21 protein-coding genes and 1 tRNA gene are annotated in these 22,509 nt (G+C 58.1%); 17 read left to right on the top strand and 5 right to left on the bottom strand.

The genetic code is table 11. The features are described from left to right. Complete coding sequence (locus tag J3U06_RS03965) at positions 1 to 1,155, bottom strand: MFS transporter (RefSeq protein ID WP_267444451.1); 1,155 nt, start codon at positions 1,153 to 1,155, stop codon at positions 1 to 3. Positions 1,156 to 1,734: 579 nt separating this feature from the next. Between J3U06_RS03965 and J3U06_RS03960 the strand changes: the two genes are divergently transcribed. From J3U06_RS03960 to J3U06_RS03920, 9 genes are all read left to right on the top strand, one after another. Next, a complete protein-coding gene (locus J3U06_RS03960; RefSeq protein WP_267444381.1) occupies positions 1,735 to 2,697 on the top strand; it encodes a N(4)-(beta-N-acetylglucosaminyl)-L-asparaginase in 963 nt (320 codons plus the stop codon). A gap of 304 nt (positions 2,698 to 3,001) precedes the next feature. Next, positions 3,002 to 3,976: an ABC transporter ATP-binding protein gene (locus J3U06_RS03955; RefSeq protein ID WP_267444380.1), complete on the top strand. Its 975-nt coding sequence runs from the start codon at positions 3,002 to 3,004 to the stop codon at positions 3,974 to 3,976. Next, a complete protein-coding gene (locus J3U06_RS03950; RefSeq protein ID WP_267444378.1) occupies positions 3,973 to 4,821 on the top strand; it encodes an ABC transporter permease in 849 nt (282 codons plus the stop codon). Before J3U06_RS03955 ends, J3U06_RS03950 begins: the two co-directional genes overlap by 4 nt. Next, positions 4,818 to 5,621, top strand: a complete 804-nt coding sequence (locus tag J3U06_RS03945) for an ABC transporter permease (protein WP_267444377.1) — start codon at positions 4,818 to 4,820, stop codon at positions 5,619 to 5,621. Before J3U06_RS03950 ends, J3U06_RS03945 begins: the two co-directional genes overlap by 4 nt. 38 nt (positions 5,622 to 5,659) lie before the next feature. Further along, complete coding sequence (locus tag J3U06_RS03940; protein ID WP_267399831.1) at positions 5,660 to 6,112, top strand: hypothetical protein; 453 nt, start codon at positions 5,660 to 5,662, stop codon at positions 6,110 to 6,112. Between the two features lie 7 nt (positions 6,113 to 6,119). Next, on the top strand, positions 6,120 to 6,449 hold the full coding sequence (locus tag J3U06_RS03935) for a hypothetical protein (protein ID WP_267399830.1): 330 nt from the start codon (positions 6,120 to 6,122) through the stop codon (positions 6,447 to 6,449). A gap of 41 nt (positions 6,450 to 6,490) precedes the next feature. Next, on the top strand, positions 6,491 to 7,747 hold the full coding sequence (locus tag J3U06_RS03930) for a sensor histidine kinase (RefSeq protein ID WP_267444376.1): 1,257 nt from the start codon (positions 6,491 to 6,493) through the stop codon (positions 7,745 to 7,747). A gap of 1 nt (position 7,748) precedes the next feature. Further along, positions 7,749 to 8,474 (top strand): response regulator, encoded by a 726-nt coding sequence (locus tag J3U06_RS03925; protein ID WP_267444375.1) that lies wholly within the window; start codon positions 7,749 to 7,751, stop codon positions 8,472 to 8,474. 90 nt (positions 8,475 to 8,564) lie between these two features. Next, positions 8,565 to 9,002 carry an ATP-binding cassette domain-containing protein gene (locus tag J3U06_RS03920; RefSeq protein ID WP_267399827.1) on the top strand — a complete coding sequence of 146 codons (438 nt, stop codon included), beginning with the start codon at positions 8,565 to 8,567 and terminating at the stop codon, positions 9,000 to 9,002. Positions 9,003 to 9,580: 578 nt separating this feature from the next. Here the strand turns inward: J3U06_RS03920 and J3U06_RS03915 are convergent. Beyond that, the gene (locus J3U06_RS03915; protein ID WP_267444374.1) at positions 9,581 to 10,015 is read right to left on the bottom strand and encodes a hypothetical protein; all 435 of its coding nucleotides are present in this window, start codon (positions 10,013 to 10,015) and stop codon (positions 9,581 to 9,583) included. A gap of 178 nt (positions 10,016 to 10,193) precedes the next feature. Between J3U06_RS03915 and J3U06_RS03910 the strand changes: the two genes are divergently transcribed. Together J3U06_RS03910 and J3U06_RS03905 are read left to right on the top strand one after the other, a co-directional pair. Then, entirely contained in the window at positions 10,194 to 10,607 is a 414-nt protein-coding gene (locus J3U06_RS03910; protein ID WP_267399825.1) for a TetR/AcrR family transcriptional regulator, read from the top strand. A 12-nt stretch (positions 10,608 to 10,619) separates the two neighbouring features. Then, entirely contained in the window at positions 10,620 to 10,997 is a 378-nt protein-coding gene (locus J3U06_RS03905; protein ID WP_267444373.1) for a hypothetical protein, read from the top strand. Positions 10,998 to 11,090: 93 nt separating this feature from the next. On the opposite strand, the gene guaA is transcribed toward J3U06_RS03905, so the two are convergent. Beyond that, entirely contained in the window at positions 11,091 to 12,653 is a 1,563-nt protein-coding gene (guaA, locus tag J3U06_RS03900) for a glutamine-hydrolyzing GMP synthase (protein ID WP_267399823.1), read from the bottom strand. 337 nt (positions 12,654 to 12,990) lie between these two features. On the opposite strand from guaA, the gene J3U06_RS03895 reads away from it, so the two are divergent. The 3 genes from J3U06_RS03895 (at position 12,991) to J3U06_RS03885 (ending at position 18,696) form a co-directional block, all read left to right on the top strand. Beyond that, positions 12,991 to 15,465: a phosphoketolase gene (locus J3U06_RS03895; protein ID WP_267399822.1), complete on the top strand. Its 2,475-nt coding sequence runs from the start codon at positions 12,991 to 12,993 to the stop codon at positions 15,463 to 15,465. A gap of 126 nt (positions 15,466 to 15,591) precedes the next feature. Then, positions 15,592 to 17,280, top strand: coding sequence for a phosphate acetyltransferase (pta, locus tag J3U06_RS03890; protein WP_267444372.1), 1,689 nt, complete (start codon positions 15,592 to 15,594; stop codon positions 17,278 to 17,280). Positions 17,281 to 17,469: 189 nt separating this feature from the next. Continuing rightward, positions 17,470 to 18,696, top strand: coding sequence for an acetate/propionate family kinase (locus tag J3U06_RS03885; protein ID WP_267444371.1), 1,227 nt, complete (start codon positions 17,470 to 17,472; stop codon positions 18,694 to 18,696). A gap of 155 nt (positions 18,697 to 18,851) precedes the next feature. On the opposite strand, the gene hisN is transcribed toward J3U06_RS03885, so the two are convergent. Next, entirely contained in the window at positions 18,852 to 19,652 is an 801-nt protein-coding gene (gene hisN, locus J3U06_RS03880) for a histidinol-phosphatase (protein ID WP_267399819.1), read from the bottom strand. Positions 19,653 to 19,684: 32 nt separating this feature from the next. Next, positions 19,685 to 21,040, bottom strand: a complete 1,356-nt coding sequence (gene aroA, locus J3U06_RS03875) for a 3-phosphoshikimate 1-carboxyvinyltransferase (RefSeq protein WP_416378929.1) — start codon at positions 21,038 to 21,040, stop codon at positions 19,685 to 19,687. Positions 21,041 to 21,158: 118 nt separating this feature from the next. Here aroA and J3U06_RS03870 point away from each other — a divergent pair. The 3 genes from J3U06_RS03870 (at position 21,159) to J3U06_RS03860 (ending at position 22,330) form a co-directional block, all read left to right on the top strand. Then, a tRNA-Pro gene (locus tag J3U06_RS03870) sits at positions 21,159 to 21,232 on the top strand. A gap of 246 nt (positions 21,233 to 21,478) precedes the next feature. Beyond that, positions 21,479 to 21,757, top strand: a complete 279-nt coding sequence (locus J3U06_RS03865) for a hypothetical protein (protein WP_267444369.1) — start codon at positions 21,479 to 21,481, stop codon at positions 21,755 to 21,757. Positions 21,758 to 21,799: 42 nt separating this feature from the next. After that, positions 21,800 to 22,330, top strand: coding sequence for a hypothetical protein (locus J3U06_RS03860; protein WP_267444368.1), 531 nt, complete (start codon positions 21,800 to 21,802; stop codon positions 22,328 to 22,330). Positions 22,331 to 22,509 lie beyond the last annotated feature (179 nt).

Genomic DNA, 22,509 nt, shown 5'->3' with positions numbered 1-22,509 from the left:
TCAGATGGTCAGCTTGTCCTTCTTGACGACGAAGGCATCGTAAAGGGCCAGAATCACGTAGCAGACACCTGCGCACATGATCATGAAGCCTGGGTCTTTATTGCCAAGCACCCCGCCCAAAGCCTGGAAGAAGTAGGGAGCAACCAGGGAGCCGACGTTGATACCGATTAGGATGATCGAAGTGGTCAGGTTCATGGAGCCCTTGGGCGAATAGGCCACCATGCGGGCAGTCAGAGCCGGATTGATGATGCCGTTGCAGAACCCTGCCACCAGGACCAGAACCAGCAAGATCGGAATGGAGTTGGTGAAGGGCATGGCGATCATGACCACTGCCGTCAGCACCTCGAAGATGAAGACGGTGTATCGTCCGCACCACTTGGCGAGTTGTTCGAAGGCGATGCCTGAGACAATCGAGCAGAGTACCAGGAAGCCGAAGATCCTGGTGGCATCGGCGGCAGAACCTATGCCGGACTCAACCATGTGGCTGGCCAGCTTCAGAGAGATGGCCGAATAGAAGAGACATACGAAGAGGAAGAGGATGGCCAGCTGGATAACGCCGCCGTTGGTGGACGGCTTGATAGAGGTGTCTTCTTCAACCTCCTTGCCGTCCTCCACGATGACGCGGTCAAGCCTCTTGGGGACGAAGAGGGAGACAAGGACAATGGGCACAATCAGGAAGAGGAACACCAGATAAGTGGCGTGCCATGAGATATTGATCAGGAATCCTGCGATGAAGAGCATGATCGAATCGCCGATAGCGCCGACGGAGTTCCTCCAGCCCAGAAGCCTGTTCCTGATTTTCTCGGGGAAGACATCGGTGATGTAGGAGACGCTCAGGGGGGTGAAAATGCCCATGCCCACGCCGAACATGGCCCTCGACAGGAAAATGGCCGGATAGTTATAGAAGAAGGCGGGGATGATTCCGAAAACCAAGGAGACAATGAGCCCCAAAAGGACCGTGTACTTCTTGCCCAGCTTGTTGGATATGAGGCCGCTGACCACAGTTCCCAGCAGGACGCCTCCCGTAGGGATGACAACCAATAGCTCGACGTTGGCCTCTGAAATGTTGGAAAAGTATTGCTTCATCAGCGGGATGGTCCCTGAGACGGCATTGGAAACCGACATCAGGAACGATATGGACAAGATGCCCAACATCAAAATCGGTGAACTGGTGTTCACCTGTTTCTCTTTTGACTCCACGAAAGTCCCTTCCTCGGAACTGTCATCACATCCGCATTCGCGATGGCGAGCACTGATTGACTCATGTACTGCAAAACAACTAGATTCCATGGACCATCTTGATCCCGAACTATTTCAAGAGAAATGGTTTGTTAATAGTATATATCAAATTGGAAACTGTACATGCCGAAGTTGTTGCCTCATCCAGAATTGGTGGGATCTGCTGTCTAGCGATCACTGGGAAAAATGCAGCAACCCGGCCTTCAAAGTCGACCTTTTGATATGTAGGGACACGCTAATGCCTTTTAAAACGATCAAAAGCACCGACATGACATCCGGAAACAAGAAGTGCCTTTGGCAATTATCATTACAGAGGAAACAGGACAGAGGACATGATTGCTGTCTGCACGCGAGCAAGGCCGGCCCGCAGCCGATGGCCTGTCCGCTCAGGGCGCGGCCTGTCAGCTTGATCACCCGTCGATCGGCTGAATCCGGCTGCATCGGCCTTCCGGTCAAGGGCAGTCAACGACCATATCAACAGAAAGAGCCAAGGAAATGAATGATTCATCCCCGCAGCAATCCAGCCAAAATCAATCCACCTGGGCATCCATCGCTACCTGGCAGATGGCCTATGAAGGCATGGTCAAGTCCAGTTCCGGTCTGGAAGAGGGTGGCCAGGCAGGCGACGCTGTCGAGACGTTGATTCAAGAGGTCGAAGCCAACCCCGATTACACTTCCGTCGGTTATGGCGCCTTGCCCAACCGGGAAGGCGAGATGGAGATGGATGCCGCCTTCATGGACGGAAATAGCATGGCTTTGGGCGCTGTAGCTGGCATCCAGCATGCACTGCACCCCATATCAGTGGCCAGACAGTTGAGTCGACGCCATACCAGCAGCTTTCTAGTCGGACAAGGCGCTACTCGCTACGCCCAGATCAGCGGGTTCGAAATGCGCAACATGCTGACGGACAGGGCCAGAAGGCGTTGGGAGTTGGAATCCGCAAAGGCCACAAGACCGGAGTCTGCCGGCCCCTATCGAGGCCACGATACGGTCGGGGCCATCTGCTTGGACTTGCAGGGGTCGATGGCTGCTGGCACATCAACATCGGGGCTCTTTATGAAGGAACCAGGCAGAGTAGGCGATTCACCCCTGCCCGGCTCGGGCTTCTACGTGGACAGCGCTGTCGGAGGGGCGGCAGCCACCGGACTGGGAGAAGACATCATGAAAGGATGCCTCTCCTATCGGATCGTCGCCCTGATGGGAAGCGGATTGACCCCGCAGGAAGCCTGCGATTCGGCAGTCTACAACTTTGATGACTTCCTGAGGAACCGTTATGGCGAGGTCGGCGAGATTTCCATGATCGCTCTTAACAAGAGGGGGGAATGGGGAGTCGCCACCAACGTGGAATTCACCTTCTGCACAGCCACCAAAAGCGAGCAAATCCGCATTCTCATGGCCAACCCAGACGGCAAGGGCGGAACACGAATCGAACCAGTGACCAAGGACTGGTTGCAGTAATATGAGCGCTCGATGAGGATGCCCGTCAAATGACCGTTTAGTCGCACCTACGGAAGGCAGGGTATTGTAGCCAACAGTATTTGATTTTATATTGAGTGCATTAGTAAATGCATTCAATGAGGAAGCATCGTCATAAACCGTTGCAGTGTAATCTCAATAACGGCCTGGCTTGGTAAAGGTGTCTCGTACTGGAAGAAATGTCGGCATGTATGTCCTCCTAAGGGGACATATATGCTTTCCGTGTTGCCTGCGCTGCCGAAAGAAGCTTCCATGGAGTTGGAAACCAATCAATAGGGAGGCAACGATGAATGGATATCAGGACATTCGACCTCATGCGGCCGTTGTGACGGAGGACCTGGTCAAATCCTATGGCACTTTCAGGGCTGTGGACGGATTGAATCTGCAGGTGCCCATGGGTGGTGTCTATGGGCTGCTGGGGCCCAATGGTGCGGGCAAGTCCACCACGATGAAGCTGCTGCTTGGCCTCACCCGGCCGACCGGCGGCCGGATGTGGATGCTGGGGCAGAACGTCGGCTCCGGGAAGCGCGCTGTCGCCCCTGGGCGCGTGGGGTCCATGATCGAAGGCCCCAGTTTCTACCCAGGCCTTTCCGGGCTGGACAACTGCCGTATGGTGGCCGATTATCTGGGTCTGCCTTCCGGCTCGGCATCGGCCGTGTTGGCCAAGGTGGGGCTGAGGGGGCATGAGGACAGGAAGGCCAGGGACTACTCCCTGGGCATGAAGCAGCGGCTTGGCATCGCCATGGCGCTCATCTCCCGTCCTAAGCTGCTGCTTCTGGACGAGCCGACCAACGGTCTGGACGCCGAGGCGGTGGTCGAGGTGCGTCAGATGATCATGGACCTTGCTGCCAGCGAGGGCGTCACGGTCATCATCAGCAGCCACATCCTCTCCGAGATCGAGAGGATGGCGCCGGTGGTCGGCGTCATCGCCGCGGGGCGTCTGCTCTACCAGGGCTCCCTGGAGGATCTGCGCGAGGAGGGACACATCGACCTGCGCGTCTCCGACCCCCGCCTGGCGGCGGCCACGTTTGAGCGCGACAGCATCGGCTATGAGTATGTGAAGGAAAGCGGGGCCTTGCGCATCCCGGAGCTCGATGACCGGCGGGTCGGGGGCCTAGTCGCCCGGCTGGTCTCCCAGGGACTGGAGGTCTATCGTGTGGCCTCCGAACGCAAGAGCCTGGAGGAGGCGTTCCTGGAACTGGTGGAAAGCCCCCGGGCCCATGCGCCGCAGACCAGCCTCAAGCAGGAGGCTTCACGATGAGCGCCATGACCGCAGACACCCTGGAATCCGTGGGGCCCACGAAGCATGGTGGTGTCGGAGCCGTGCGCTCCGGCGGCCCGTTGACGCTCGTCTCCATGGAGGTGCGCAAGCTGAAGGGCTCGTCGTTCTGGTGGATGGCCATGGGCATGGTCGCCCTGGTCTCCCTGTGGTCGGGATTCGCCCTCATGGACCGGGCCGGTGACAATCCGGCGACACGCACCGTGACCTTGGCGCAAGGCGATGTCTACGAGCTCGTCGGCCTGCTGGCCCCGATCCTTGCCGCCCTGCTCACCAGCCGGCTGGCCGTCATGGAGACCGGCGGACGCATGGACCTCAAATGGCGGTCCCTGGGGCAGGGGGAGTCCGGCCTCTTCCTCGCCAAGCTGGCGGTGGCGGGAACGGCCCTGTCCCTGGTGTTTGTGGTTCCCCTGGCATGGACGCCTCTGGCGGCCTCGGCGATGGGCTTCGAATCCTCCGGCGGCCTGCCTTCTCTGATGCTTGCACCGGCCCTTGTCGCTTTCCTGTCGTGCATGGCCGTGACCGCCGTCCAGCTGATGCTTTCCATGACCATCGGCAAGCAGGCCGTCGGCCTGGGCGTGGGCGTGATCGCCGGTCTGGTCGGCTCGGGCCTGGGGCCGTTGAACGTGGCCCAGGCGGGCTGGCTGTTCCCGGCCGGCGTCAGCTCGGCCGCCAGTCCTTTCCTGGTCACGGCCACGCCGGACGGCTTCGCCAGAATGACGCTCGTCGCCAATCCCTGGGCCCTGGTGCTGGCCGGCCTGGTCGCCTGCATCGTCTGGACCGGCGTTTCGGCATTCGTCATCATGGTAAAGGAGTCACACCGATGAGCAGGCACACAATCGACACCATCGCAATCAATAGTCGAGCGAGTAGGGTCCGCAAGCGGCCCTCCGTCGTGGCGGCCTTCCGTTGGGAGATGCGCAAGGCCGGCAACCTGTGGTACTGGCTCGCTACCGTGCTGTTCGATGCCATCGGCATGTTCCTCGGTCGGGACCAATACGTCAGCTACCGTCGGGAGTTCCAAGCCCAAGGCGTGACGTGGACCGCCGTCTGGGGGCAGGCCATCCTGCTGAGCAGCATGGTCTTCATGCCGATCCTGGTCGCCGCCTTCGCCGCCCAGATCGAAGCCAACGAACACCGGGGGCGCAACTGGCAGCGCCTCAACGCGTCGGGGACGGCCGGCACGGCCATGGCGGGCAAGATGCTCCACGGATTGTTCGCATCGTTCATGACCGTCGCCGTCTTCGAGCTGGAGTTCATCGCCGTGGGCATGAACACGGGCTTCGACCTGTCCCAGATCGGCCCCTACCTCCTGCGGGCCGTCCCCATGACCATGGCCGTCTGGGCCATCATGACCCTGACACAGGCCATCGCCGCCAGGACCGGGTCGTTCGCCTCCACCATGTCCATCATGCTCCTGCTCACCCTGGCCGGCTGCGCCCTCACGCTCGTGGCCCCCACCCTGGCCATGCCCTACCCGCTAGCCCTGATCACGACCGCATCGGCGGCCAGGGACCTGGGCAACCTCGCCTCGGTCTCCTCAGTCATCGCATCGACCTTGGCGGCGGCCCTCTGGGTTCTGATCGGGGCGCTTGCCTTCCGCCGGCTCACCAGGAAAGCCATTTGACCAACAGAATCAATCCATTCTAAGAAAGGACATGCACCATGACCCTCGCCACCGACAGGGCGGGTCACCCCGCACTCCATGTCATCCGCCGTCTCGTCATATTCATTACGGCGTTGCTGGCGCTATCCGCCCTCTCCGGATGCTCGACCGGCCTGGGGGTCAGCAGGCAGGACGATTTGGTGGGAACGCGATCGGATGCCGCTGATTCCTACTCAGGAAGGTACATGGCCTCCTATCATGGATTCACCGGCACGGAGACCCTCTTCGGGGGGACCGGCAAACACACGACCATACACGTCACCGGCCGGGTGTCCGGCACGCAGGGTGCCGGGACGATCCTGGTGACCGACGGCTCGGACATGAAGCGTCCCCTGCCCATCCACCGGGGCGCCTTCGACCAGACCTACGCCCTGGACGGCAGCAGCTTCTACATCTACGCCAGCGGGGACCACTTCACCGGCAGCCTTACCCTGATCTCAAAAGAGGAGTGAGAAGCTCATGGGCAGGAACACCGGTTCGGCGCCGACCCGCATTGCCGTAGCCTGGCTGGCCCTAGGATCAGCATTTGCCCCCTCGCTCGTCACCCTGTTCTTGCAGCTCTGCGGAGTCCGGCTGTATGCCATGGGCAACCTACGCAATTCCATAATCGTCTGCAACAGCCTGTGCGTCCTGCTGGGTTTTGTCATTGCAGCGGTCACGTACCGTAAAACGGCTATACGGCACCGGGCATTGGCCCGGATGGCTCTACTGCTCACCGGCAACGCAGCGTTCCTCGTGCTCGTTGCGACAACGGTTCTGGCTGCCGACTTCTTCCTTCTCGTCAGGTGACGGCATAATGAGATAGGGGTATTGCGGAAGGGGCCGGAGCGATGAAGCCGAACAGGAAGCTGGCTGATTGGTTCGAATACTGGAATAGGCCAAGCACAACTTATGTCATGGTCTTCGTGTGCGCCCTGTACGAAACAATGATGCTCACGCGGCTGGTCCTCGCTCCCGACAGCGCCGACCGAACCTTGCGTCAGGTTCTGGACACCACGGCATGGGGCATGCCTCTGTATGTTGTCATCATCATCCTGTCCCTCATCCTGCTCTGCTTACGCCGTCGACGACCCACGGCGACTCTGCTGGCCATCACCATCCTCATGCTGCTGACGGCGGCAATCTACGGTTCCGCATATACCGACCTAGTCTCAGTGTGGTATATCGCTCTCTACGCCTGCACGGTCGAGACCGGGAAACTCAGAAACCTCATCGCCTGCCTGATCCCAACCGCTCTTTTGGTGTTGACGGCCACGATCCTGGCGACCCTGTGGCATCAGGACGCCAACTTCACCGGTCTGCTTTACTCTACAGCCACGTACTCCGCCTTATGCGTGGGTTTGGGACTGGTGTCCAGGGCACGGCGGGAACGGCACCTGTCCGAACAGACGCTTTCGAACGAACGTAGACGGAGCCAGCACCTGGCGCAACAGCGCGATCGGGCAGTCCACCAATCCCGAATTGCCGCAGAGCTCCATGACAGCGTGGGCCACGACCTGACGGCCATCATCGCGCTGTCCGAGGGTCTGGACCAAATCACCGGAAAACCGGAAGTCGATGATGCCATCAGTATGATTAACGAACTGGCGCGCCAGGGACTGGCTGATACCAGAACGGCCGTGAAAGCACTTCAGCCGTCGTCCAATATCGACGGGTATCAACTCGCGTCGGAAGGGCAAAAGCAGGCATACCACTGGGATGATATCAACCCGATCATTAATCATGCACGGCAAGTCGGGATGACCGTCGCACTGACTGAAACCGGACGCCGGCCGCAAGACCCTATACAGGCTAATCTGAGCTTCATCATCACCAGAGAGGCCATTACCAACGTACTCCGACACGGGAATCACGTCGACCGTATCGTAATCTCTTGGGACCATGACAGTCGGGGCGGCATAACCATCTCGGTCAGGGACAACGGTAAACCCGTTCAAGAGCCATCCGGCGACGGAACCGGGCTGAACAGACTCCAAGAAACTCTTCGAGGATATGGTGGTGTCCTGCAATCAGGGCCCACGTCCAACGGATGGCTCCTACAAGCCCGTATCCCCTCACTCAAAGAACCCACAGATAGCGAGGAATAACATGATCCGTGTCATGATCGTAGATGACCAACGTCCAGCCAGAATGGGATTTGCGCTTATGATAGCCGTAGATCATGGATTGCAGGTGATAGGCCAGGCGGGAAACGGCAAAGAAGCCCTTGACTTCCTGGAATTCGCCGAGAAGCAGCAACGGTTTCTGCCCGACGTGATTCTGATGGACGTGCGGATGCCGATTATGGATGGCCTTGACGCCACCAGCGTCATCAAGGAACGGTACCCGTCCATCAGAGTTATCATCCTGACCACCTACGACCAAGACGACTACGCCTTCGGGGGCCTTAGTGCGGGCGCTTCTGGATTCCTGCTCAAGGATGTCAGAGCAGCAGACTTATGTAAGGCGATCCGATCCGTATGTGCGGGTGATGCCATCCTCACCCCACGCATAACCGGTGAGGTTATACGTAGGGGGATAACCGCAGCGAAAACAAACGAGGAAGAAATGGAATTGCAACAGCAATTTGCCAACCTAGGCAGACGTGAATTCGAAGTTGCCTCCCTCATCAGTGAAGGCCTGACTAACGCTGAAATAGCCCAAAGATTAGGCGTACATGCTGACTCCGTCAAGAAGACCGTAAGTCGAATACTCAAAAAACTCGGCGTCAGAGAACGGCTTAACATAGCTGTTCTCTGGTACAAAGCCGCGATGGACCAGAACGTAGGACATCCCTCAAAGCACTTGAGAAGGCCTCCCAAAGTCATAGGATAGGCTTTCTTAAGTGGTACGCTTGTTGAAACACCACAACAGCATTCATTCATCCGATGCGGCATATATATTACTTACCGTTTGTCCCCCCAGGTGCACAAAACAAAGACCTCAGATCAGAGCATAAAAGACACCGAAATTTGGGCCACACTACATAAAGTAGGTCTCGATCAACGAATCCAAACCTTTCCCTTGGGTCTCGACTCCAGAATCAGTGAAGACGGCAAGAATCTATCGAACGGCGAGAAAAAGCGCCTAGCCTTAGCGAGGGCCTTGCTAAACGGGAGAAAACTCGTTGTACTTGATGAGCCGTTCAACGGATTGGATAATAAGACAAAACGTAGCGTCTATCAATCCATGACAGAGTATTCGGACAGAGCCTTTATCATCGTCACCCACGATCTGGATATCATTTCAGGCACAAGCTCTGTCATCTATCTTGACGGAAGCACCACGCCAGTCATTGGCAAGCATCACGATCTCGTGAAAAGCAACAAGAACTACCAACGTTTCTTTTCGATGCCGGAGTGACCTAAAAAGATGCAAAATCGTAACACTTACAATATCTGAAATTAGCGCAGTTTGCGATAAAAGATAAGGACGGTCATCTTAGGGGAATATTGGCTACCCCCATATGCGTAGAAACTCTAGCATCTATGCCGCAGGTATCTTTATGATCAGACCGCAACGACTCTGAGCTAGTATCGTCCTTGTTGGATAAAGTCCGAGAAAAGATTTTCTGCACGTAGTCAGTGGTTTGCTCGCGATTTTTGATCAATCTGCGACAGATTGGCAGCAAACCGAAAGTTGACATGGCAAGCACCAAGACGGACGCGACTGCGCCTGTTACCGACGAACCGATGGATACCAGGCCTGGGTCAGGATGGCATTCCAATCATCAACATTAGAGACAACCGAGGTGTCGAACATAGTCCGGACTGCTGGATTCTGGGTCTGTCGACTCAGGGTCCAATATCTTCCGCTGAACATTTGGCAATTGACTACCATGAATATACTTTCTGCCGCCTAATCAGGAAGATGCGACTAATGAAAGATACTTTTCTCAGATAGCTGCGAATATTCTGTTTCGCGCTTTTACGTGAGTGTATTTAATTCTTATGACTGTTTATTGTTTCAAGGTAAGTGTTAACTATGGAGATTACTTTGTCTCTTAATATGTTTGTTGCAGCCTGTTTTTGCTGTTTAAATGTTGCCTCTCTCTTTTGTTTCTTTGTGTCATGAGTTTGTGCATCATGACGCCAATGATTTGTTTCTTCCACTGTGCCATCTAATTCAGCTGTTTTACTAATTATCTGGTCTATTTCGATAGCAGGATTGCGTGTAAAGACTTTGCAAATGATTAGGAACTCGGAAATATTGAGAGGAGAGTTTTGGTATTTGAGAACGTTGTACATTCGCGCATAAGAGCATCCAACTTTGTCGGCTAGGAATTTGATGCTTATTGAACGTTTGGACTCTTTCAGCCATTTCTGGACAAAGCTAACTGCGACCTTATCGGCGGTGCGCCACGTGCTGACACTCATAGTAATTAGTCTATGTCGTTTTCGTTACAGTGTGGGTAAATATGTCGCGCAGATATGAAAACACGTATAAAATTATTGAGAGAGTAGAAAAATGCCTATGATTCTTCTTAAAAAGAATATGTGATAGGGTCGTTTATCATTCTTGACTATTCAGTCAATTAATGGTATCTTGGCGGGCATGGGTCGTAAGAGAAATTTCAATGATGATGAGATCCTTGCCCGTGCAGGAGAAGTTTTCCTGGAGCATGGCTATGAGGGTACGTCGATTGATGCGCTCGTTAAGGCAACGGGTCTGCTACGAGGTAGCCTCTACGGTGCGTTTGGCAGCAAGCGTGGCATGTTCGTGGCTGCGCTACGTGACGCAACGGATTCGGAGTCGCGCGATTCAGGAGTGCTCGATCTGGTATTGGTAGCACTCATGGAGTTGTCAGATCATGATCTCGAGGTTCGTGGACTGGTCAGGGACTACCTTGTGAAGCTGTCCCGTTCGAGATCGTGCCATGCCGATGCTGTGAGCGTTGATGTCGCCAAGCTCCTTGGCGAGACGCTGCTGCAGCGTGCACATGTTCGGTTGCAGTCTGATGATGAATGAAAGAGGCAAATCATGAACAACAAGGTGGCAATTGTCGGGCGGACCCTGGAGATTGAGCCGCAGGGTTTGGATAAGATGTGGTCGTTCAGGGGGAAACTGGTGGTGCCGCTCGAGCATGTTCTGGGCGCGAGCGAGGATCCGGGCATTCTTGACGATGCCAAAGGACTGCGTGTACCCGGCCTGCATGTTCCCGGTAAATGGGCCGGCACATTTATTGAGCAAGGGGAGAAATCATTCTGGAATGTCACTAGACCGGAAAGCCCCATCGTCATCCAACTCAAGGGGGAGCACTATGACCGACTGGTGCTCGGAGTAGAGCATCCCCGCGAGCTGGTCAACCGGATCAACGCGGCCATCACAAAGCAGCAAACAATGAATTCCAACACCTGAGCTCTTCTATCGACATCAAGTGGCGAGAGGTCAACCGAATGGGCCGGACAAGTCATATGACATATCGCCATATGACTTGTCCGGCCCAGATACTTACTCCCACTCGATGGTTGCCGGAGGCTTCGAGGTGCAGTCCAGGACCACACGATTGATTCCCGGGCACTCGTTGGTAATGCGTGTGGAGATGGTGGCCAGCACGTTGTAGGGCAGACGTGTCCAGTCAGCAGTCATGGCGTCCTCGGAGGAGACCGGACGCAGCACAATCGGCGAGCCATAGGTACGCTCGTCGCCCTGCACCCCTACTGAATGCACATTGGCCAGAAGCACCACCGGGCACTGCCAGATCTGTCGATCCAGCCCAGCCTTGGACAGCTCCTCGCGGACGATGGCGTCGGCCTCGCGCAGGGTCTCCAAGCGTTCCTGGGTAATCTCCCCGATGATGCGGATGCCTAGACCAGGGCCCGGGAAGGGCTGGCGCCAGACGATCTGATCGGGCAGGCCCAGTTCGGTGCCGATGGCCCGGACCTCGTCCTTGAAGAGGGTGCGCAGGGGCTCGATCAGCTGGAACTTGACATCCTTGGGCAGACCACCCACGTTGTGATGGGACTTGATATTGGCCGCTCCATCTCCACCGCCAGACTCGACAACGTCGGGGTAGAGCGTGCCCTGCACCAGGAACTTGACTTCCTTGCCGGTCTTGCCGGCCTCTTTAATCACCTGCCGCTGGGCCCTTTCAAAGGTGCGGATGAACTTCTCCCCGATGATCTTGCGCTTGCGCTCGGGTTCGGAAACGCCCTTGAGGGCAGTCAGGAAGTCCTGTGAAGCATCCACGGCAATTAGCTTGATGCCAGTGGCGGCTACGAAATCATGCCTGACCTGCTCGGCCTCCCCCTTGCGCAGCAGACCATGATCCACAAAGACGCAAGTCAGCTGGTCGCCGACGGCCCTGTGGACCAGAGCGGCCGCCACGGCTGAATCGACTCCGCCCGACAGGCCGCAGATAACCTGGTCGTCACCCACTGTGCGACGAATCTTCTCCACCTGCTGCTCGATGATGCCCGAAGCGTTCCAGTCCGACGGAAGTCCGGCGCACTGATGCAGGAAGCGGTTGATCAAGTCCTGCCCCAGAGGAGTGTTGGTCACCTCGGGATGCCACTGGACCCCGTACAGCCCCCGGGATGGATCCTGCATGGCCGCCACAGGAGCACCCTCGGTATGCGCCAGAACCTCAAAGCCTTCAGGCGCACGGTTGACGGCGACGCCATGGCTCATCCACACATCCTGCCGTGCGGGTGAATCCTGTAGTATTCCCCTGGCGCTGTCGATGAAGGCCTCGGTCTTGCCGTACTCCCCCAAGGCCGCCTTGTCCACTTCACCGCCCAGCTCATGGGCCATGACCTGGAAGCCGTAGCAGATGCCCAGCACAGGCACCCCTGCCTCGAAAATCCTTTTATCTATGGTAGGCGCCCCGTCCACGTAGACGGAGGCAGGCCCACCGGAGAGGATGACCGCCTTGGGATCCTTGGCCAGCATCTGCTCCAGGCTCATCGAATGGGGCACCAGCTCGGAGTAGACCCCCGCCTCCCTGACTCGACGAGCGATCAGCTGGGCGTACTGCGCACCGAAATCGACCACCAGGACGGGACCCTGTGCCATAAGACTCCTTATATATATGTATGCTGTATCTGCCATGGATGCCCGGGAGCGACGAGTTAACGCCCGCGGGCAAGTCCAGTATGGTTGCAGTTTTCGACAATGCTACCGTCATTGAGCCCTGATCGGCACCCCCGGCAATAATTCCTGTCTGCAAGCAGACAATTCCCTCGCATTTTCTCACAAGAGCGAACACACACTGCAAGAAAACGTTCAGAAAAGTCTGCTCGTTCACGTACCATGTAGGCATTGGGTACGAACCCGACGGATGCCTGAAATGACACCGCACGAGCCCGTAACCGAAGTAAATAAACAATCGCACTAAAGTGCAGGAGTACACATGACGAATCCTGTTATCGGCACCCCTTGGGCGAAGCTGGAGACCCCAATCGCCGAGGAGACCCTCGAGGCCGTCGACAAGTATTGGCGAGCGGCCAACTATCTTTCCATCGGACAGATTTATCTTCGCAGCAACCCCCTGATGAAGGAGCCCTTCACTCGGGAGGACGTCAAGCATCGTCTGGTCGGCCACTGGGGCACCACCCCCGGCCTGAACTTCCTGCTGGGCCATATCAACCGTCTGATCGCCGACCATCAGCAAAACACCGTTATCATCATGGGCCCCGGCCACGGCGGCCCTGCCGGCACCTCGCAGTCCTACCTGGATGGCACTTACAGCGAGTACTACCCCAAGATCACCAACGATGATGCTGGCCTGCAGAAGTTCTTCCGCCAGTTCTCCTACCCGGGCGGCATCCCCTCCCACTTCGCGCCTGAAACCCCCGGATCCATTCACGAGGGTGGCGAGCTGGGCTATGCACTCTCCCACGCCTACGGCGCAATCATGAACAACCCCAGCCTCTTCGTGCCCTGCATCGTGGGCGACGGCGAGGCCGAGACCGGCCCTCTGGCCACCGGCTGGCAGTCCAACAAGCTGGTCAACCCCCGCACTGACGGCATCGTCCTGCCTATCCTGCACCTGAACGGCTACAAGATCGCCAACCCGACCATCCTCTCGCGCATCTCCGACGAGGAGCTGCATGAGTACTTCCACGGCTTGGGTTATGAGCCCTTCGAGTTCGTCGCAGGCTTCGACGACGAGGATCATCTGTCCATCCACCGTCGCTTCGCCGACATGCTGGAGACCGTCTTCGACAAGATCTGCGACATCAAGGCCCGGGCCGAAACCGACGACATGACCCGTCCCTTCTACCCCATGATCATCTTCCGCACGCCTAAGGGCTGGACCTGCCCCAAGTTCATCGACGGCAAGAAGACCGAGGGATCCTGGCGTGCCCACCAGGTGCCGCTGACCTCCGCCCGCGACACCGATGCCCACTTCCAGGTCCTCAAGAACTGGCTGGCTTCCTACAAGCCCGAGGAGCTCTTCGACGAGAAGGGCGCCCTGCGTCCCGAGGTCACCAGCTTCATGCCCAAGGGCGACCTGCGCATCGGCGAGAACCCCAACGCCAATGGCGGGCGTCTGCTCAAGCCGCTGGAGCTGCCTGACATCCACGACTACGAGATCGACGTCAAGAAGCACGGACATGGCTGGGGCGCCACCGAGGCCACCCGTGTCCTGGGCTACTACACCCGCGACGTGCTAGCCAAGAACCCCACCGACTTCCGCATCTTCGGGCCCGATGAGACGGCTTCCAACCGTCTGGCTGCCGCTTATGAGGTGACCAATAAGCAGTGGGATGCCGACTACCTTTCGGAGCTGACCGACGAGCACATGGCCCACACCGGCCAGGTCATCGAGCAGCTCTCCGAGCACCAGATGGAAGGCTTCCTGGAAGGCTACCTGCTGACCGGACGCCATGGCATCTGGAGCTCCTACGAGTCCTTCGTGCACGTCATCGACTCCATGATCAACCAGCATGCCAAGTGGCTGGAGGCCACAGTCCGCGAGATTCCGTGGCGCAAGCCCATCGCCGGCCTGAACCTCCTGGTCACTTCGCACGTCTGGCGTCAGGACCACAACGGGTTCTCACACCAGGATCCCGGCTTCGTCGACATCCTGCTGAACAAGAACTTCAACAACGATCATGTAGTCAACATTTACTTCCCCGCTGATGCCAACATGCTGCTGAATGTGGGCGAGCGTTGCTACAAGTCGACCAACTGCATCAACGCCATCTTCGCCGGCAAGCAGCCCGCCGCCACCTACCAGAGCGTGGACGAGGCCGCCGCCGAGCTGGAGAAGGGGGCCGCCCGCTGGGATTGGGCCTCCAACGCCGAGGATGCCGAGGATGCTGATGTCGTCATCGCCACTGCGGGCGACATCCCCACCCAGGAGGCCCTGGCCGCCGACGATATGCTGCAGAAGCTGGGCCTCAAGGTCCAGTTCGTCAACGTGGTCGACCTGCTGAAGATCCAGGATGCCGAAGAGAACGATCAGGCCCTGTCCGACGAGGAGTTCACCGAGCTCTTCAGCAAGGACAAGCCGGTCCTGTTCGCCTTCCACGCCTACCCCGGCTCCATCTACCGCCTGATCCACGGACGCCCCAACCACGACAACTTCTCCGTGCACGGTTACGAGGAGCAGGGCTCCACCACCACGCCGTTCGACATGGTGCGTGTCAACAACATGGACCGCTGGTGCCTGGCCGCCTCCGCCCTAAAGCTGGTGGACGCCGGCAAGTATGCCGACCAGATCGACAAGTGGACCAAGTTCCGCGATGAGGCTTTCCAGTTTGCCGTGGACAAGGGCTACGACCACCCCGATTACACCGATTGGGTCTGGCCCGATGCCAACCGCGCCGGCCAGGAGACCATCTCCGCCACCGCCGCGACCGCCGGAGACAACGAGTGATACGCTGATCCGACCCTGGAACCGCCCGTCATGCGCAGCCCGCATGGCGGGCGGTTTCTGTATACTGGACAAGGTTGTGAACAAAGCAGTCATCAAGGCAACCACGTCCGGACAGGAGAAGACACAGTGAGTCTTGCAAGCATCACCATCATCAGCCCAGAAGCCGCCAACGGCCGCAATGTCGTGGCCTACGGCCTGACCAAGGCCCTGAGCGCCAAAGCCAAAACGGCCGTATTCAGGCCAATCGCCTGCAGGAAGCACCCATTGACCCCGGAACTGGTTGCAGCCAGCTCATTCCCCGACACAGATCCAGAGATCTGCCGTGGCAAGTGCCCCGGGCACGCCACTGAGGACCCCATGCAGACCCGGGCCGATGTCCTCAATGCCTATGACGGGCTGGTGGAGGCCACCCATCCCGAGCGCGTCCTGATCGTGGGCAGCGATGCCTCAAAGCTCTTCGACCCCGGCCTGTTTGCCCTGAACGCGCAGATCGCCGCCGACCTGAGGTCCCCGGTCATGCTGGCCGTCTGCACCATCGGCAGGGAACCCGGTCAGGTCATGAAGACCGTGGCCGCCTGCCGGCGAACCATCGAGGCGCAGGGAGCCGTGCTCGCCGGTGTCTTCATCACCGGATGCCAGCCCGAACAGAAAGCGCCACTCACCGAGGCCTTCCAGGAATACGATCTGCCGACCTGGACCGTCTCCAAGATGGACTTCGACACGGATCCGTCCGCCGATCAGGCCCGCCAGGCCACCAGTCAGACATTCCAGCAGGAGGTGGATGTCGACCAGGTGCTGAAGGCCGCCGACGCCGCCAGCCCCAAGGCCACCACTCCTGTAGCATTCCAGAACGACCTGCTGGCCAAGGCCAAGGCCAACAAGAAGACCATTGTCCTGCCCGAGGGCGGCGAGAACCGCATCATCAAGGCGGCCGACTACCTGCTGGCGCGGAACATCGTCGACCTGATCATCGTGGGCGACAAGGATTCCATTCTGGCCCGCGGCAAGGAGCTTGGCCTCAACAACCTGAACAAGGCCTCCTTCCAGCCCATGGATGACGAGCAGGTGCTAGCACCCATGGTTGATCGCCTCTGCCAACTGCGTGCCAGGAAGGGCATGACTCCGGAGCAGGCGCGTAAGCAGCTGGCCGATCCCTCCTACTTCGGCACCATGCTGGTGGTACTGGGCAAGGCCGACGGCTTGGTGTCCGGCTCCATCAACTCCACAGCCAACACGGTCCGCCCAGCCCTGCAGGTGATCAAGACCAAGCCGGGCGCTTCGCTGGTCTCCGGAGCCTTCCTCATGTGCTTCCCCGACCATGCGGCGGTTTTCGCCGACTGCGCCATCAACCTCAACCCGTCGTCCGAGCAACTGGCCGACATCGCCATCCAGTCGGCCCAAACCGCTCGCTCCTTCGGCGTGGATCCGCGCGTGGGCATGCTCTCCTACTCCACCCTGGGCTCGGGCAAGGGCCCGGATGTCGACCTGGTTGAAGAGGCCACCCGCCTGGCCAAGGAGAAGGCGCCGGACCTGCCCATCGTGGGCCCCATCCAGTTCGACGCGGCCTGGTCGCCCACTGTGGCAGCCACCAAGGCCAAGGGCGATCCGGTTGCCGGAACGGTCAATATCTTCGTCTTCCCCAGCCTGAGCGCCGGGAACATCGGTTACAAGGCCGTACAACGCACCTCGGGTGCCCTGGCCATCGGACCGGTCCTGCAGGGGCTGAACAAGCCGGTTAACGACCTCTCGCGCGGCGCTCTGGTGGCTGACATCATCAACACCGTGGCTCTGACCGCCGTCGAGGCCCAAGACTGATCGCCGTCCCTATAAGGTCTTTATGAACCTCTGGGGCTGCTGCTGGATCCTATCTCTAGAAGGTTCCGGTAGCAGCCCCAAAACCATGTCGGCCTGGCTATATACCGCGGCTTGTAAGGGCCGACGAGTAATCTTGAAGACTGATTGAGGAGCACTGGCTCTATACAAGCACATCAGGAGGATGCCCCAATGGCGAAAACCGTCCTAGTCATCAATTCGGGTTCAAGCTCGATCAAGTACCAGCTGGTTGATCTGGAGACCAGCCAGAGCCTGGCCTCGGGTCTGGTCGAGAAGATCGGCGAGCCCACCGACGGCCACTACAAGCACGAGGTCAATGGCGAGAAGCATGAGCTTGAGGAGCCCATCCACGACCATGAGACCGGACTCAAGCGCGTCCTGGGCTTCTTCAAGGAGTACGGCCCTGATCTGGACAAGGCCGGCATCATCGCCGTTGGTCACCGTGTCGTCCAGGGTGGAGCCATCTTCCCCAAGCCTGCCCTCCTGACCAAGAAGACCCTGAGCCAGGTCAAGGATCTGGCCGTGCTGGCCCCCCTGCACAACGGACCTGAGGCTGAAGGCGCCGAGGTCATGAGCCGGCTGATGCCGCAGACCCCGCAGGTCTTCGTCTTCGATTCCTCCTTCTTCTTCGAACTGCCCAAGAAGGCCTCCACCTACGCCCTCAACAAGGACATCGCCAAGCAGTATCACATCCGTCGCTACGGTGCCCACGGCACCAGCCACCAGTATGTGGGCCAGCTGGTTCCCGGCCTGCTGGGCAAGCCTGCAGAGGGCCTGCGGCAGATCGTCCTGCACATCGGCAATGGGGCTTCCGCTTCGGCTCAGGTCTCCGGACATCCCGTTGAGACCTCCATGGGCCTGACCCCCCTGGAGGGCCTGGTCATGGGCGGCCGCACCGGCGATATCGACCCTGCCGTTGTCTTCCACCTGATCCGCAACGCCCACATGAGCGTGGATGAGCTGGACACCCTCTTCAACAAGCGCTCCGGCATGACCGGCCTGACCGGTCACGGTGATATGCGCGAGGTCCACAAGCTGATCGCCGAGGGCGACGAGGATGCCAAGCTGGCACTTGACATCTATGTCCACCGCATCGTCGGCTACATCGGCAACTACACGGCCCAGATGGGCGGCCTGGACGCCATCACCTTCACGGCTGGCGTGGGCGAAAACGATGAGATCGTGCGTCGCCAGGTCATCGAGCAGCTGAAGCCCTTCGGCGTGAAGCTGGACCAGGAGAAGAACGACCAACGCTCCAAGGAGGCACAGATCATCTCCACCCCCGACAGCACGGTCGCCGTCTGCGTCATCCCCACCAACGAGGAGCTCTCCATCGCACGTCAGGCCGAGGTCGTCGCCAGCCAGGGCGATGCCTACGGCAACAAGTTCCAGGCCTGACCGTTGACCAGACCTGCCCCTCAACCCGACTGATGGTCGAATGAGGGATGATTGAGATAAGGGTTCGGTCCTAAGAGCTTGGTCCTAAGAACCAAGAAGGCTGGTGATCACATGCATTGCTGTGATCACCAGCCTTCTTCTATATGTCATATGTGTCAGTCGCCCAGGGCCTCTAGGGCTTCCTTGTGCAGAAGACCGTTGCTGGCAAGGCCATTGCCACCCCAGGGACCCGGGTTGCCCGCCAGGTCAGTAAAGCTGCCACCGGCTTCGGTCACGATGGGAACCAAGGCACCCATGTCATAAAGGTCAAGTTCCGGCTCGGCCGCCAGGTCGATGGCACCCTGGGCCAGGAGCATGTATTGCCAGAAGTCACCGAATCCACGCAGGCGCCAGATTCGATCGGTCAAGTCGAGAAGCCTTTCCCGGCGGCCTATGGCCTTCCACCCAGTCAGCGACGACAAGGACATGGAGGCGTCTTCCATCCGGTCCACTCCTGATACGTGGATGGCCTTGGGAGCTTCACCCTGGCGCGCCATGTAGGCTCCCTGACCCTGCGCAGCGTACCAGCGGGTGCCCAACATGGGGGCCGATACCGCGCCGACCACCATCTGATGGTCTACCTCCAAGCCGATCAGGGTCGCCCAGACGGGTACTCCGCGCACATAGTTCTTGGTTCCGTCAATGGGATCGATGATCCACCGTCTACCGTTGGACTCCTGCTTTCCCAGCTCCTCAGCATAGATGGTATCGTTCGGCCTTGCTAGGGCCAGAACGCGACGAATCACTGCCTCCGCCTCTTTGTCGGCCTGGGTGACCGGAGTATTGTCCGCCTTGCGTTCCACATGAAGATCCGGCGACTTGAAGTAGCCCACGGTGACCTGATCCGCCCGGTCGGCCATGGCGATGGCCAGATCCAGATCCTCCTGCCAGGTCTGCCTTTCAGCTTCGACGCTCATAACACGGCTCCTTTCGCTCGAATCGCTGTAGCTCAGCCTTGACCCTCGTCTGCCAGCATCCGCTTCCACATACCCGGGAAGTCGGGCATGGTCTTGGCCGTGGTGCCGATATTACGCACTCGGATGCCAGGTATCTTGAGCCCGATCATGGCGGCAAAGGTGGCCATGCGATGATCGGCATAGGTCTCCATGACGGCCCCATGCATACTGTGCACAGGCACGGGCTCGATGGCCAGGCCATCGTCCAGCTCACGGGCCTGGCCGCCTATTCTGGTGATTTCGGTGGCCAGTGCCTTCAGCCGATTGGTCTCATGACCGCGCAGGTGGTCAATGCCGTGCAGGCGGCTGGGCCCATCGGCAAAGACCAGGATGGCCGCAATCGAGGGAACGATCTCCCCTGCTGGGGACAGGTCGAAGTCGCCGAGTCCATGAATGGCTTCCCCCCCGGTCACCCGACAGGTGGCGCTACCCTTACCGTCGGGAACCATGTCTACCTTCGCGCCCATAGTTTTCAGATACTCGGGCAGCAAGCCACCTGGCTGTGTGGTCCGTTCTGGCCAGTTGGGCACACTGACTTGCCCGCCTCCTATCAGGGCCGCTCCCAGGAAGGGGGCCGCATTCGACAGGTCGGGCTCCACCTGGACCCGATCGGGCAACTGCGTCCCAGCAGATCCCCTGCCTTCAACGCTCCACCTGCAACGATCAGGATTGGCCTGAACCTGGACTCCGGCCTGACGCAGATCCTCAACAGTCATGGCGATGTGCGGAAGACTGGGCAGATGCTGACCAGAGTGGACGATGGTCATAGTGCCATCAGCCCTGGCAGCCAGCAGCAGGAGGCCGGAAATGAACTGCGAGGATGCCGAGGAGTCTATGGTCACCTCCCTGCCCACCAGGCGATTCGGGGGTGTGAGCACAAAGGGCAGGAAGCCCTCCTGGCCTAGGTACTCGATCTTGGCTCCCAGCTGGGTCAGGACGTCCAAGAGAGGCCTCATGGGACGCCGATAGGCCTGCTGGTCTCCATCGAAGTGCGTGGGGCCATCAGCCAGCATGGCCAGGCCAGGCACGAAGCGCATAACGGTTCCAGCCAGTCCACAGTCTACCCGGGCGCCGCTACGGAAACGTCCGCCTGACGGTGGAATGACCATTACATTCGTAGGGTCGTCCGGATCAACCCGACAGTCCACGCCGAGGGCCTCCAGGGCCCCAATCATCAGGTCCGTATCACGCGATCTGAGCAAACCTGTCAGCCTGACCGGACGACTTCCCAGGGCCGCCAGAATCAGATACCTGTTCGAGAGGGACTTGCTCCCCGGTATGGTCACCGTTGCATCCAAGGGGCCATCAGCCTGCGGTGCCGCCCATGTCTCTTCCACTGTCATGGTCACCATGGTAACCGCAGGCGCAGAGCTGTTCCCGTTCCCTGCTCACCCTCGCAGGATCAGCCGGGACCCGAACCTGTGCTATATTGATACATTGTGCCCATACGGTGATACCGATGGGCGCCGGGCTATAGCGCAGCTTGGTAGCGCGCCTGCTTTGGGTGCAGGATGTCGCCGGTTCAAATCCGGCTAGCCCGACTGCGAAAACCATACTTCCATCTGGGGCGTAAAGTTTCTTTTCGCTCTGTGATTTCAGCCTAGATCAACAAATACCAAGGTTCATAGATTAACTTAATCCGCTAACACTCTTTGTCGTCGCACTATTCGGCACATTTTCCATCAATATCACTCGCGCGATCAAGGTAAGCCTTCACCAAAACAAAAGTCGGCGAGTATAGTAATACCTATATTCCAAGGGGGCAGCGAACAGATCAGGGAGCCTATATGGGGGACGGATCATTATTTCGTTTGAGTATGCACGAAGGCATGAAAGCTATGCATTTGGTCAGTCCTCATGATAACTCAAGTCAGTATCTGGGAGCAATCTTCGATGAAGTTAACCACTTGCGAGGGCAGGAGCGCTGGGAGCCTGTTTCCGATGACACTGAGAACAACGATGATGACAAGAGTTCGCCAGCGGGTGCGATCACCGCTGGAGCAATCGAGGTTGCCCTAGTAGCAGGAATCGCAGTCTACTTGGCAAATAACGAAAAGTTCAAATGATGGTGTGACAAGACCATTGCCCACTGGTGGCGGGACTCTGTCATGCCCACTGCGGATAAAGTGTGGAGCAAGATAACTCATCAGAAGGAGAACAACTCCGAAAATCCCCAGCCGATAGCGTTGATAACAGCGAATTCAGAGAAAACAAAAGCATTCTCCGAAGAAGTAGATGCAGCAATCGAAGAATGCCAATCGAACGTGGACAGCGAGGAAGCCCAGAATCGTATTCTCATCATCATGTACAAGGCAATGGACCTCGCCAGAGATATTCGTGAACTTTCTGCGGCCAACATTCAAGATTCTCTTTTTGACGAGAAGCGGAAAATGGAGCTGCGTCAAACCATGGAGAAATTGACGACACAGAGCTTGACAAACTTGATCAACACAGCCTTGGAGCGTAACATTCCGCTGCTTAAGAAACAAGAAAGCTTCGATGCTTGGTCCGCAATGCTGGGAAACGTATCTAAGGATGGCGACTTTGTGCCTCTGAGCAGCGATGCCCTACGAATGGCGCTTAGTTTGGAGCCTTTCAAAGCCAAGCTGGAGTCTTCGTCTCATAAAGATCAAGATTAAAGAATAGCGATGAGCTGTCACAGCTTTGCAAAGGTAGCGGTGCCATGCGTGAACATCATACTGGATTGCTGCTGTTTTCTCAGGACAGATAGTTAATCTCCCTATTCCCACTCATGTTGGTCATTGACCAGTTTTCCAGTCAATATCGAACGTGTGTTGGGTCTGTCACGCAGACCAGA

It is taken from the genome of Bifidobacterium sp. B4142 (genome assembly GCF_026537325.1).
GTDB lineage: Bacteria > Actinomycetota > Actinomycetes > Actinomycetales > Bifidobacteriaceae > Bombiscardovia.
This window is presented reverse-complemented; position numbering and strand designations above follow the sequence as displayed.